At 53.2% G+C, this 12843-nt stretch carries 7 protein-coding genes; all 7 read right to left on the bottom strand.

All coding sequences use genetic code 11. The features are described from left to right. Positions 1-6: 6 nt before the first annotated feature. Genes LL947_RS05600 through LL947_RS05570 form a run of 7 tightly spaced genes read right to left on the bottom strand, consistent with a single transcriptional unit; the run spans position 7 to position 12602 of the window. Complete coding sequence (locus LL947_RS05600; RefSeq protein ID WP_499834199.1) at positions 7-2523, bottom strand: McrB family protein; 2517 nt, start codon at positions 2521-2523, stop codon at positions 7-9. After that, a complete protein-coding gene (locus LL947_RS05595; RefSeq protein WP_499834198.1) occupies positions 2520-3116 on the bottom strand; it encodes a hypothetical protein in 597 nt (198 codons plus the stop codon). Before LL947_RS05595 ends, LL947_RS05600 begins: the two co-directional genes overlap by 4 nt. Continuing rightward, a complete protein-coding gene (locus tag LL947_RS05590) occupies positions 3109-4158 on the bottom strand; it encodes an AAA family ATPase (protein WP_499834197.1) in 1050 nt (349 codons plus the stop codon). The genes LL947_RS05595 and LL947_RS05590 overlap by 8 nt, the downstream gene beginning before the upstream one ends. A gap of 8 nt (positions 4159-4166) precedes the next feature. Further along, positions 4167-7058 (bottom strand): DUF1156 domain-containing protein, encoded by a 2892-nt coding sequence (locus LL947_RS05585; protein WP_499834196.1) that lies wholly within the window; start codon positions 7056-7058, stop codon positions 4167-4169. Between the two features lie 14 nt (positions 7059-7072). Continuing rightward, entirely contained in the window at positions 7073-7663 is a 591-nt protein-coding gene (locus LL947_RS05580) for a retron system putative HNH endonuclease (protein ID WP_499834195.1), read from the bottom strand. Positions 7664-7665: 2 nt separating this feature from the next. After that, positions 7666-9054, bottom strand: coding sequence for an AAA family ATPase (locus LL947_RS05575; RefSeq protein WP_499834194.1), 1389 nt, complete (start codon positions 9052-9054; stop codon positions 7666-7668). Beyond that, entirely contained in the window at positions 9051-12602 is a 3552-nt protein-coding gene (locus LL947_RS05570) for a helicase-related protein (RefSeq protein WP_499834193.1), read from the bottom strand. The genes LL947_RS05575 and LL947_RS05570 overlap by 4 nt, the downstream gene beginning before the upstream one ends. Positions 12603-12843: the final 241 nt, after the last annotated feature.

The following is a 12843-nucleotide window of genomic DNA, read 5'->3' as shown; positions in this document are numbered from 1 at the left end:
ATCTGCTTACAGCCAGAACGATGTGAAGCCGTCATCGTGGAAACGCTGCAACATAAACAGCAGTTTCTTGACGCTTCGAGGGTAGCGAGTTTCCTGGGCGTTGATCTCTTTCTCGATTACATCGTACTCCGCATCATCCTCGAATGACGTGTTAGCTAATAGGCCAAGCAGGTGTATTAGCACTTTGAGCACGCTCAACGAGCTGCCTTGGATACGTGGCAGCACTTTCTGCATCAGCTGGAAATCTATAGCCGCGTCAGTATCAAAGCCCTTCAGGCTCTCAAGAGTCTCAACTCGATGCAGGGTCAGGTAGAAAGCGACCTCATCACGTACCCGGTAGCCAAAATGCAGCCCGGCGGGCTCAAGGATACTGTTGACTTTCATAAGCATCTGCATTGCGCTAGTAAGTGCCTGCTTATCTGCATCGCTCAAGTCATTCGAATTAAGAAACGGTGCTTTAAGGGCATCGGCATAGATGCCAGAGACCGGCAGCACATCACGATCAGGGTCGACCCATGTGAGGTCTATATCGTTCATCTCGATGGCATTAGCGCGGTCTAACACTTTGCGGCTAAAAGCATGGGTGGTTTCATCCATATTCACTGTGCCCACCACCATCAGGTTCTGGGGTAGATAGACTGAACGGCCACCATTGACATCAGCACGACTGATCAATGATTCAGTGATAATAACGCCATCGCCATCACGCTCCCGCGTTTCTATAAAGCTCAAAAATTCTGAAAAATAGTGCTCAACGCGGGCCAGATTCATCTCATCCAAAATGACGAAGTAAAGTTCATCCGGATGTTCAATGGCACGTGCCATCACATCCAGAAGTGGCTTAGACTCGAACTTACCCTGAATATTGGCATAACCAATAAGGTCGGAACTATCAGCCCAATCCGGGCGCACAGCGATTAATACGCAGTGATCGGAGTCGCCGTAGCCGATGGCTTTAGCAAACTGGCGAACTAGCTGTGTCTTGCCGGTACCCGAAATACCGGCCAGCATCGCTAGTGGTTTGGTACGCATACTGAGGTAAAAGTTAGCAACTTCTGCCAACGAATAATGAAAACCCTGGCTAGCCATAAAGGCTTTAACACGAGGCAGCCACTCTTTGGCCGACGTCTGGGTAACCGCAACAGGGAGGCGGCGCTCCTCGGCTTCTTGAGGAGGGTTATCTTCGACGGTCGCTTCGTCTACATCTTCGATCAGGTCGTCGAGGGCCGGCATCCAGCGCTGAATCTCTTCGGGCAATGCAACAGAGTGGCCGTCCAGAAGAATCGCCAGCGCCTCCCAGGTAAACTCGAATAGATAGCCTTGATTTCCAGTACCATCACGATTGAAGGGGCCGCGAACATCGGCTAGCGCTTTTTGCAGTGGAGCTTGCTTCTGCCTAATTGCGTATAAAGTCACCGGCGGCTCAAGCCGCACCAAAACCTTTAGATCGACACGATTCCCATCACCACGCCACTCGTTATCGACGTCGTCGGGCTGTGGCGTAACAAAAGGCATTGACTCCGCGAGTGAAATTGCTTGCACTTCACCTGCCGCGTGGTGAACAACGAAATCTCCAGGCCTAAGGTCGCCTACAGCTTTCCAATGGTTAAAAACGCGTCCGCTTTTACCCTCAAGTGGCGCCCAAAGGTAGGCCAAGCCCTGTAGAGGATTAAACGTTTTTCCCTGCATTACATACCAGATACGAGGTTCATGTTGCTGTTCAGGCGCTTCATGATTATCTACATGAGCTAATAACGCTTGGTAGCAGGTCTGCAACTGCAAAGCGACCTCTTCCTCTCGCGCAAAGACCTCGAGCAGTAGATTAACCCGCTCCAAGTTATTCTTGGCAGCATTAACGCCAACCTCAGGTCCAGAGATATAGGAGTGTTCATCGCTACCAAAGGTTTTCCATTGCCAGCCTGAGGGTGGATGTTGCGCCGACCTTACCTCGATACAAACAAACTCGGAATACTCGCCCCCAACCTCAAATGTTTCACCCTGATGGGTAAAACGACTGACATTGCTTTCCTCATCGAAATCAGCACGGATCAGAGTGTCCTGAAGGTAGCCGAATAGCACTCGAGAAGCGCTATTATTAACGACAAATACTGGTGCTCCCTGGCGTAGTCGAGAAAACTTATCCCGGTTCCAGTAAAAACGGTTCTGGTTGGCTGAGAACAGACGCTTGAAGTTTTCCTGTACCAAAGGTGGTTTCTTCACCTCATACACCATCACCGTCAGGTTGGTATCACCGAGCTGACGCGGGTTACTAACCACCGCAAACTCACGTTCCTTAAGCGCTTCCACAAAGGGTTCATAAAGCGCCTGTTCTAGCTCTTCAGAATCAACCCGATACTGTTTAGTAGTGGCCAATGCCTCTGCAATTAAATGCTTAGGGTCGAAGCGGCGCCCCTTATAAATGCATGAGAAACGTTCACCAGGCGGTATTGGCTGAGTGCTTGCATCGATGGTGCGGATCACATCGGTGCGCGTAAGCTGCTGAATGGCCTGCTCAATACTCATGCTTGGTTCCTTGTCACCTGACAATGTAACCCAGCGTCTACCGGGTTCTGCTCGTTCACGACAACCCCTTGGACTCCATAGGGCGCCAGAGCAGTCTCCATTTTTGACCGCAAACGAGTCGCCAAACGTTTGAAGTCTCGTTGATTCCAGGTCAGCAGCAAAACAACCTTCAGCGTTGGCGCTTGTGGCCAAACGATGTGAAAGCTGGCTAGCTCAGGATCACCTTCTCGCTGGGCGACAGTGAGCGCCGCCAGGGTATCGCGGAGCTTTGCCTCGACTTCATCAACGATAAATGGCTTGCGGCGTGCCACTTGAACCGTGGGCTTGAGCCCTTGTTGCTCAATCCACTGCCTGGCCTGAATAACCTCACCTGGGTCCGCCCCTGAGAGCCGCGGACGGTTTTCTGGCTCATAGCCTTCGCAATCTTTGACTTCGACCCACCAGTGGGTGAGGCCACCATTGTGGGCCAGTATATCCACTCCCTTAAGGCGACTCTTCATCCGCTGGCGATACCAGGAACTGTCATCGTATTTAGCCAGCTGCCAGCCCTCGGGAAAGCGGAAGGTCAGTTGGCCCTCTGTTACTTCAGGCATTGACCAGCTCCATCTCGCGATCATATTGGGCCAGTTCTTCATCCAGACTGACCAAATGCTCCAGTCCGCTGAGATGGTCAGCCACCTCGATACGCTCAACTAACCCTTCACCGCGAACCAGCGCAAAGTAACGCGGCGCCACTGCCTCTTGGCGAGTTAAGAGATCAATTTCTTTGAGGAGGAAATAGCTATGCGTGCCAATCACTACCTGAATTCCCTGCTGGCTGAGTGTTACGGCTGCCAGAGCCACCAGCTTGATCAGCTTGGGGTTGAGATTGGCCTCGGGTTCATCCCAGAACAAGTAACCCTTATCTAGCAACGAGCCGGTGGTGATCAAGCGAGCGACCATCGCCAGCTTACGCAGCCCTTCCGCCACCAACGGCATTTCCAAGTTGCCTTGCCCAGGAATACGCAGGTAAAAGCGCCCATTCTTATCCAGCACCACCTTGCCGCCCATCGCCTCTTCCAGGGGTGCCACTAGCTCAGCAACCGTTTTTTCCCGATTGCCCTTGACGGCCGGGGCACCCAGGAGTGTGCAGAGGTCGATATGGTGCTCTTCGATCTCAATATGATGATTTCTATAAATTGATGGCAGCCAGTGGTATTGGCTCAGCAGTTCCCGCGTCGGCATAAAGACCGGCGCCTTTTCCTGCCAGGCGCCGGGTAACCTATCGATTTTGACCTCGGTCTGGGAGCGGGTACTGAAGCTAAAGGCAGTATTCAGGGCGGCTTGTTCAAAGGCCACAGACACCTTACAGATCTGCGCCCCCTGGCGGCGGCTAGCCAACCGCCCCAGAGATTCCGGCCGAAACACTTTGATCAGCTTGTCGGCGATGCCCTTCTGTAGCAGCGCCTTGGTAGGGTCGGCGACGCTTGGCTCGTTAGCTTGCTCGTAGGCGTTAGCGATGACGCTGTAAGCCACCTTGAGCAGATGCGATTTACCGGTGCCATTTTCGCCCACAATGACGTTTAGCCCCGGCGCGAAATCCAGCCGCGCCTGAGGAAAAAGCGTGAAGTTATCCAGTTCCAACCGCTTCAGCATGCCGCCTCCTAAATATCAAAACCGCCCTGTTCGCCTACATGCCCTGTTTCATGGGATGCTGCGACAATAGCATGCCAGGAACCGATCAGCTCGTTATAGGCACGCGCTTCCTCGGCCCATTTCTTGCGCTCACACAGGGTATAGAGGTGGTAGGACAGTTGACGGATCGCCTCGCCCTTCTCCGGCATCTTGGCCAGCAGCTCACCGGCGGCGGATTCGCCGTGATTTTGCAGGCGTCGAATCATCTGGTGGCAGGCCTCCCACACCGGCGTGCGCTTGTCGGTGGTCGGGTCCCACTCAGATTGATACTCGCCCCATTTAAGCAAGCGCACCTTGCCGCTACCAGACTCGACTACACCGGCTTCCCTGACACCATCTGCTGTGGTGCCCTTGGCCTGTGCAAGCACCTGGGCCTCACCAAACGGCCCTGCGCTCCAGGCGTACTGGTCAAACCAGCTGGCACAGAATTGGGTATCGGCATCAAAGTTGCCAGAATCAGGATTCAAGAACTCGGTAATGGCGCGGTTAATTAGCACCAGGGCATCATGGACGCTCATTTTGGAGCCGTCCTGGTTCAGCACTGCTTCGTACTTGGAGTAGATAGCCATACCCGGCCCAATCGCCGCCTGAGCCAGGTCCACTGGCGCGATGGGTGCCTGGCCGGTAACACCACCAATCATTGTTTCCAGCGCTTCCGGCATTTCTTCGCGGAGCTGACGCTGGAAGTCGCGGCGAGAAATAGTCTCAGCGGTAATTAAGCGTTTGCGGCAGACAAGCACGATTGAGGACGCAAGGGCGTTGGTGCCTGAACCGATCATCCGGTTAGCCATTTCAGTGCGCATGGGCCAGGTGCCGTCAATTGAAAAGCCGGCTTGTATAACTGCCTCAAGAAAGGTGACCCAGCCGGTACTGGTGGTGCTGCCGTCTTTGGTTTCAGACTGCTTGAAAGCATAGTAAATAGAAACTGGAAAAGCTGGATGAGCCTGCTCTGCCAGGTTATGAATAGCTCGTGTCATGCCATCCATAAAGAAGGCGTCGGCTTTTTCTTTGTTCCCATGCCGATAAGGCGTGGCAACCAGCTCCTCTGCCTTGGGGACAGCCATCGTTCCAAACAGCGAAGGATAAATACTTCGCAAGGAGCGGCGCATCCATACATAGAAAAAATCTGATAAGTCGGCATAGCCAATGTTGTCGTAATAAGGAGGATCAGTCGAAATAACCTTATTGACACTCAAGTTTTGCGAAGCTGCATCTAGTTGTTGCGCACTACTTCCGATAAAAGCAGGCAGCTTATAAACTACTTTTAGAAGACTGCTTAGGCTTACTAAAAAGCCACCTGCAGCTTTTCCAAAAGGGTTATTTTCACCGAAATCCCAAAGCATAGGTATAGCTTGTTTCGTAAACAAGTGACGCACTTGGGTCTTGGAAGACTCCCAACTACAAAGTGCGTTAAGTATGTCTGCTAGTCTACTGACACCAAAACCTAAATATACTCCTACTGCATCCCCATAAGCAGTCGACCCTGGACCTCCTTTTGCAAGCCCCTGATTGTCATCCGAAATTCCGGCTTCTCTGGCATCGGCAATAGCTTTTATTCGGGCTTCCTGTGCCAAGTCAGAAAAGGTGTTTAATGCTACTAATTGGCGAGAAGTAAACAGGTCTCCAAAAGTGTTAAGCCCATAGTTAGGTGTTTTGAAATCTCGTGGGTTCACTGGCAAAGCATGTTCTGGCTTCCACTCAGGTTGAGCTATTCGAGCCATCTGCACCATTTCTTCAGTCGGTGAGAGGTAAACTCTACCTCGGGCTCCCTCTGCAACAACTGCCATCAGTCGTTCGCCCATACGACCAGCTTTACCCTCTGCCCTGACGTACTTAAATGGCATAGCGGTTTGCGACATGATGCAAGTAGCACCGGTGCGCTTTACCGTCCCTTCAATTGCTTCGTCGGGTTGCTGCCCCATTCTGACTTCAAAGCGATAGTTGTCACCCTCAATAACAGGCTCGACCCAAACTTCTTTGCCCTTTTTGGAGGAAAGAACAAACGAACGCACCAAGGGAACATCTACATCATTGAACGCCGGGTTAGGGCTTTTCACCGTTCTGGCCCACAGCCAGGCAATCACCGTCAGCTTTTCACCTTCATACTGCTTCAAATCAAGTCGTTCAGCGACCATTTCCGAAGTGATCTCTACTTTAGGATAAAGGTGCCCAATCCGCTTGAAAGCTTCTTCGCGCATCCAGTGGCCATAGCGGCGCACGTCTTCGGCCAGGCCCTTGGCGCCCGACCAGTCCTCATGCATCTTCTGCTGCTTCTCTCCCTCAGGAATTGGCCCTACCGGTGGCTGGCCAGCAAACTTGGGCGGTATCTCGATCATCGCCTTGTTGATCATCACTGCTACTGGGTTGAGATCCGAGGCGTAGCTCTCTAGCCCCAGGCGCTGGGCTTCTAGTGGTATCGCGCCACCGCCGGCGAAGGGGTCATGAAAGGCCGGAAGCTTCTCAGGATTGAATAACTCGGCTGCCTCTGGGTGGTTGCGATTCAGGTGACAGGTCTCCCGCCAGCTCTCCCAGATCGCCTCCCGGGCACGATTCAACACCTCCTCGTTGTTAGTATTCTCCCACTTCACTAAGTCGCGGATGATATCGAACAGCTTCTCGCGTTTAAGCTCGGCTTCTTGCTTATTCACTCCGTAGCCTAGTTCACGCTGGTAGCCGGGGTCATTCACCAGCTGCGCAAACAGCACCGCCCGCGCAGCGGCCAACGGCCGACGCGCCCACCACAGATGCAGGGTGCTGGGGTGGCCATGGCGGATCGACTTCTCACGAGCGGCCGCGACGTTAATATCGTCCAGCGGTAGTGCCACTTCGATCAGCTTCTTGGGGGATTTAATGGCGGTCATCGCAGTATCCAATCTCAAAGCCCCGTCGCCAGGATGTAGCGAAAGGGGGTATTCTGTAAAAAGTCATCGACATCATTCGGAGAAGCCGCAAGCACTGCCAGGGTGCTCTTGAACCACTTCTGGCGGTCATCCACCAGGCTGGGGTCGGCATTCAGACCCAGCATATCCCGCGTTTGCGTCACATCATGCCTTTGACGGCGAGTGAGTCCCGCCACGGGCTCTATAGTGCCATCCGTGGAGAGTGCCCACTCGCGGTTACAACCAGGACCAGGCTCTATCGGAAGCAAACCGTGCTTTTTCTTCTGGCCGCAGGTCTTGTTATGGATACAGCTATGCGCATGATTGGTATAGATAAAGCAGAGTTGCGGATGGGCATTGGGTCCAGACTTTGGCTTGATATGATCAATCTGCCCGTCCGCAGCGCTCAGCTCACGCTCGCAGTAAACACAAAGGCCCTGTTGATCGCGGTTGAGTGCCTTTTTGATCTGCCGCTTCACGGGCTGAAAGGTCTGACTGTCCCAATCCGTCGCTCCTGCGCCCGGATGACTCGACACAAATGCGGTCAGTGCAGGTATGCCTCCTGCACTATGCTGAAGCTCCACCACGATTAACGCTCCCTACTCTTCTGACGTTCCGCCAGGAAGCGCCAAGCACTGAGGTCGCTGGCATGAAATTGGTAGCCAGCTTGCTCAAGCCGACCTCGAATTTCCTGAGCCTCGCTCGATGTTTCCTCACCTGCTCTCACCCACTGCTCGAAAGCCCTGACGTCCTCCTGCAGAGGTAGCTCAGGCTCCCTTTGGGTCCCCATGATCTGCGCGAGCGCATCGCCAGATTCGTGCGCCAAGGGACTGAAGCTGGGCACTTCGACGGAAATACCATTCTCGCTTGCTTTCAGCACCCTGATGAATCCACGTGCTACTGTGGTCAGCACCTGGGGGCTGTGGGTCGTCACGATGAACTGTATCTGGGGAAAGGCCTCCTGCAGTTGCCCCAGCACCACCTGCTGCCAGCGTGGGTGTAGGTGCATATCTACTTCATCAATCATCACGACGCCTATCGTTTCTCGTGCGGCATTGACGCCCATGTGTGGGTTAAGTTTGATGCAGCGGTAAGCAATGTCCCCCACCATGGCCAATACGCTGCGAATGCCGTCGCTGAGCTGTTCGACATCGAGAGTGCCTTGATCCTCATGATGCAGAATCAGCGATTTCTCGCGGCTTATGCTGTATTCCAGCGTATGCCAGCCGGTGATGGGCTTAAGGAATATATCGATAGCCTGCTGCACCACACGGACACGACCTTGCGCAGCGCTCAGTTCCTCTTCGTTGGCACGCCCCTCTAGCTTGTTTATCTGCTGTTCACGCAGGCTCTCGTAGGCCCAGATAAACCACTCTTTGAAGTGCTTGTAAGAAGAAGCTGGGTCAAGACAGTTCACATAGCCAAAGGTTCGAATATAAAAATCAGGGTCTTGCGTATCGTCTTTCCCTTTTTGCTTCTCGATCAGACGCTTTTGCGCCCAGAGTCTTCCTGTACCGTAGTAACCAAAAACTGGCAGATCCAGTGTCGGTTTATCAGGGTTCCTAATCTGGGTTTGAACGGCAGCGCTCCAGTTTTTCATCTTACTGGTATCGCCATCGTCTTTCGTCTTGGTCGCTTTGGCTTCACTATCACGATAGCGTATCCAGGTATCAGAACTTCCCATACCGAAATCACCAGTGAGCGCCACTTCGGTGGGCAACTGCCTAGCCATATCCCCATCTGACAAGCGAACCAGGCGCACATCACTAATAGCAATAGCATTGCCTGGCGGATTAAAAGCTGATCGAGCAAGATCAAAACTACTTACAAAGGGCCAAAGGCCAATCCGGATGGCATCCAGCACTGTCGACTTACCCTGACCATTTTCTGCTATAAACACGGTCAGTTTTTCATTGAGGTCTACCTCTACATCTGGAAAACAGCGGAAATTCTTAATGCGTAGTTTTGAGAGTTTCATTCGAGGACACCCACTGGCGTGGCTTTTAAAAGCAACTCATCCAGGTCATAGTTGATGCTAGCTACGCCAAAATCTGGCTCGCTAGTAAAGGGCTTCTGCACGTAATAAGGCCCTTCTACGCTATCACCCTCCACAATGGCGATAGCCAGCCAAAATTTGTCAGCTTGGTTAAGGCCATAGATAATCTCGTTACGCGAAACAGTGATGGTGTTCTGCCCCTTGGCCCGACCCTTCACCTCAATATGCCTATCGGGCAGAATTGAGCCATCCGGGTTGGCCGGTGGGCGTGCCGTCACATCCCATCCACATTTCTGATCAGAGACATCAAACACCTGATGGCCCATAGCGCGCTCGGCGTCCATTACCGCTTGCATGGCGAGTTGTTCAATGCGGGCACGGGCCTGAGCATCCACACTGAACTGAGTTTCACCCTTTCGCTCGGCCAGCAAGCCTTGGGGAATCACCAGGGCACCGCCGATCACCACCGGCGTGCTGGAGACCACCTGTTTCATGGCATCTAGCTCGCGACGACGCTGATTGAGCCGTTCGGTCAGCTCATCGACCCGCCGACGCGCCATCTCTGGCTGCATGCGCGGCTGCTTACCCGCCTTCATGTCGTCAGTGAGTTTGATATAACGATCCGACCAGTAATTGATCTCTTTCACCAGTCGCTCGTTAACAGCATTCAGCACTTTATCTGCATGGCGCTCGCGGCGACCTTTCACCTCGCGGAAGTGCTCAGGTACCAGCGCCTGTACGGCGTGGTTAAGGGCCATAGTCTCCAGGTCACCTGTGATCCAAGGCGCTTTAAGCACATCCTGAACCAGGCTCAGATCGTGATCATCGATAGGCTGCATATCCAAATGCGGTGCCCAGCCAGCATGGGTGGCCCTACCCTGCTCATCGATCTCCACAAACTGCAAACGGCGTGATACCACTCTGGGCGATCCGTTGTTCTGTTTCTCTACTTCGCGAACCGAGTGATCGACCATGAAAAGCACTTTTGGCGCGGTGCCATCGTCATTCGGGTCGACCATTACCGCGCCCTGCTTGAGTTTGCTACGGTGTGCTTGCAGCACCAGATCGGTAGTAGCGTGCATCAGCGGATGCATGGGATGAATCAGATCAGCCATTGGCTTGCCAGGCAGGCGTACATGCTCTTTCTCAAAGCAGATACGCTCATATTTCCTCAGCACCGGCGTTCTACTTTCCCCAATGATTCGGTCCCGCTCACGTATGGCGGCAGGCACATGGCGTACTTCATAGCGTCCTTGCTCTCTTGGCCGCATTTCGCCGCGCAGCCCTTGAAATGCTTCAGTGAAAAAGGCGCGAATAAAGTAAGGCTGCAGCTTGCGGGCTTCGGCCTTTTCCATTTCTTCTTTTACTGAGTAGAGGTCTTCGAGCCCCATATGCTGCTCGACCAAGGCGTTACGACGTATGATCTCGCGCAGATGATCGGTATCTAAGGTTCCCTCAATCACCTGCTCAAGCCGCGATTTCACCTCATCGGACTCGCCATAGCGAATCGCCTCTACCAAAAGGTCTTTAAGCGAGGTGTTCTCAAACGCTTCACCGAGAATATCAAAGACCTTCCCACCCAGGGCGGTTTTTTCCACCTCTAGCTTATCGAATAGCTTCTGGAAGACTGCGCCTTCACGCGTTTCGTTCGCTACCAGGTTCCATAAATGGCAAACCTCGGTCTGGCCGATACGGTGAATGCGACCAAAACGCTGTTCTAGGCGGTTGGGATTCCAAGGCAGGTCATAGTTCGCCATCAGGTTGGCGTTTTGCAGGTTAACACCCTCACCAGCAGCATCGGTAGCCACCAAGACCAACACATCGGGATCATTACGGAACTGTTCTTGGGCTTTACGACGGTCGTCCCGGTTAGTCCCCCCATGAATGGTGATCACGGCTTCGGGGCGACCGAGAAGACTGCGAATACGGTCAACCAGGTAGTTCAGAGTGTCCTTGTGCTCAGTAAAGATGATCAGCTTACGACGACTGCCACTGGCCGTGTACATCTCTGGACTATCCTGCAGTAAATACGATAACTCTTCCCATTTTCGGTCGTTACCTGAGGCCACCAATTGTGAGGCCTGTTCTTCGAGATCTTTCAGGATCAGTATTTCAGCTTCAAGATCAGGCACTGTTTCTGCAGCAGTTGCTTGATCCACCACCTGCTCGGCATAGAGTTCATATTCCTCGGCGCTCAGCTCCTCATCCAGCTCGTCCAGATTTTCCGGCAGTTCAATCTGCTTCTGAACGGCGTAAGTGCCCAGGGTAGACGAGACTTTGCCCTCCTGAACCGCCTGACCGCGAGCCATCACCTTCATCTCATTGAGGCGATCCTCCAGCTTACGACGGCGGCGTTTGAGAGACTGGTAAATCGCTTCGGGGCTGGAGGCCAGGCGGCGCTGTAACTGAGTAAGCGCGAAACCGACCGTTCCTTTACGCTTGCCAGAAAGCGCGTCCGCACGATTCATCTCGTTGCGCACGTAATCCGTGACCTGTTCGTAGAGCGACGCTTCACCGTCAGACAGGTCGTAGTTAGCGGTGTAAGCGCGACGTTCAGGAAACAACGGGGTTCCGTCAAATTTGAGCAGCTCTTCCTTGACCATGCGCCGCATCATATCGGAGACATCCACTTTATGGGCTCCTTCGCGGAACTTGCCATAGAAGCGGTCGCTGTCGATCAGCGACAGCCAGATCTGAAAATCCTCTTCCTTGCCGTTATGAGGGGTAGCTGTCATTAACAAGAAATGGCGAGTCACCGACCCCAGTAATTCCCCGAGCTGAAAGCGTTTGGTCTTGTTGATCTTATTGCCAAAGTAGTTGGCAGATAGCTTGTGGGCCTCATCAACAATAATCAGATCCCACTCAGTGTTCGCTAGCTTTTCCTGATAGAGCTCGTTACGAGAAAGCTGGTCCAGGCGACAGATCAGCTGGTTCTGCTCGTCAAAATAATTGCCGGAGGCGCACTGCTCCTGCTTCTCGCGGCTGAAAATCTCAAACTGCACGCCGAACTTCTCCAGCAGTTCATCCTGCCACTGGTCAGTCAATCCGCCCGGCGAGACGATCAGTATGCGCTTAGCATCAGCGCGCATCAGCAGTTCACGGATCAATAGGCCAGCCATAATGGTCTTGCCCGCCCCAGGGTCATCCGCCAGCACGAAGCGTAGCGGCTGGCGGGGCAACATCGCTTCATAGACGGCAGAGATCTGATGGGGAAGCGGCTCTACGTTGGAGGTATGCACTGCCATCATGGGGTCAAACAACGCGGCCTGACTGATCCGATAGGCTTCCAGGCCCAGCTTGAAATCAGCACCTGAGGCATCAAAGGCCCAGGGACGACCCGCTTGAGCTAGTGCAAGGTTAGGCTCATCGTCACGAAATAACATCTGCTCGTGAACGGCGCCTTGGCTATCCTTGAAATAGACAGTCAGCGCATCCGTACCTGCTGGTACCACAGCCACAACACGAACCACTTCATCAGGTTTAATGCCACGAACCTGAGCATCCTGTTTAACCTCTTCCAGCTTGAGCATGCCACTCCCTCCGCAGATCTGCCTTGTCCCCTGATGAATTTGTTGTAACTATAGATCGGCCCAAGTATTTTCCAGCGCAACCGCAATACTAACTGATAATTTGTTCTGCTTCAGGTGCGTCCCCCTTTAAAAACAGCAAACTGCCAACAGACGATCATTTTATCAACCGCTGAAAACCTAAAAAAAAGCTTATGAACGAGCAAGCCGCGCTGTCAGGCGGGTTCTTGCCGTATATCAGACC

This window comes from Halomonas sp. BLK-85, from assembly GCF_044792155.1.
Taxonomy (GTDB): Bacteria; Pseudomonadota; Gammaproteobacteria; order Pseudomonadales; family Halomonadaceae; genus Vreelandella.
The sequence above is the reverse complement of the archived record's forward strand: the minus strand, read 5'-3'. Positions and strand labels throughout refer to the sequence as shown.

Bases quoted from the DNA above. Each gene is read 5' to 3' on its own strand.
- LL947_RS05600 (WP_499834199.1), bottom strand. From the start codon at position 2,523: ATGAGTATTGAGCAGGCCATTCAGCAGCTTACGCGCACCGATGTGATC.
- LL947_RS05575 (WP_499834194.1), bottom strand. From the start codon at position 9,054: ATGAAACTCTCAAAACTACGCATTAAGAATTTCCGCTGTTTTCCAGAT.
- LL947_RS05585 (WP_499834196.1), bottom strand. From the start codon at position 7,058: ATGACCGCCATTAAATCCCCCAAGAAGCTGATCGAAGTGGCACTACCG.
- LL947_RS05595 (WP_499834198.1), bottom strand. From the start codon at position 3,116: ATGCCTGAAGTAACAGAGGGCCAACTGACCTTCCGCTTTCCCGAGGGC.
- LL947_RS05570 (WP_499834193.1), bottom strand. From the start codon at position 12,602: ATGCTCAAGCTGGAAGAGGTTAAACAGGATGCTCAGGTTCGTGGCATT.
- LL947_RS05590 (WP_499834197.1), bottom strand. From the start codon at position 4,158: ATGCTGAAGCGGTTGGAACTGGATAACTTCACGCTTTTTCCTCAGGCG.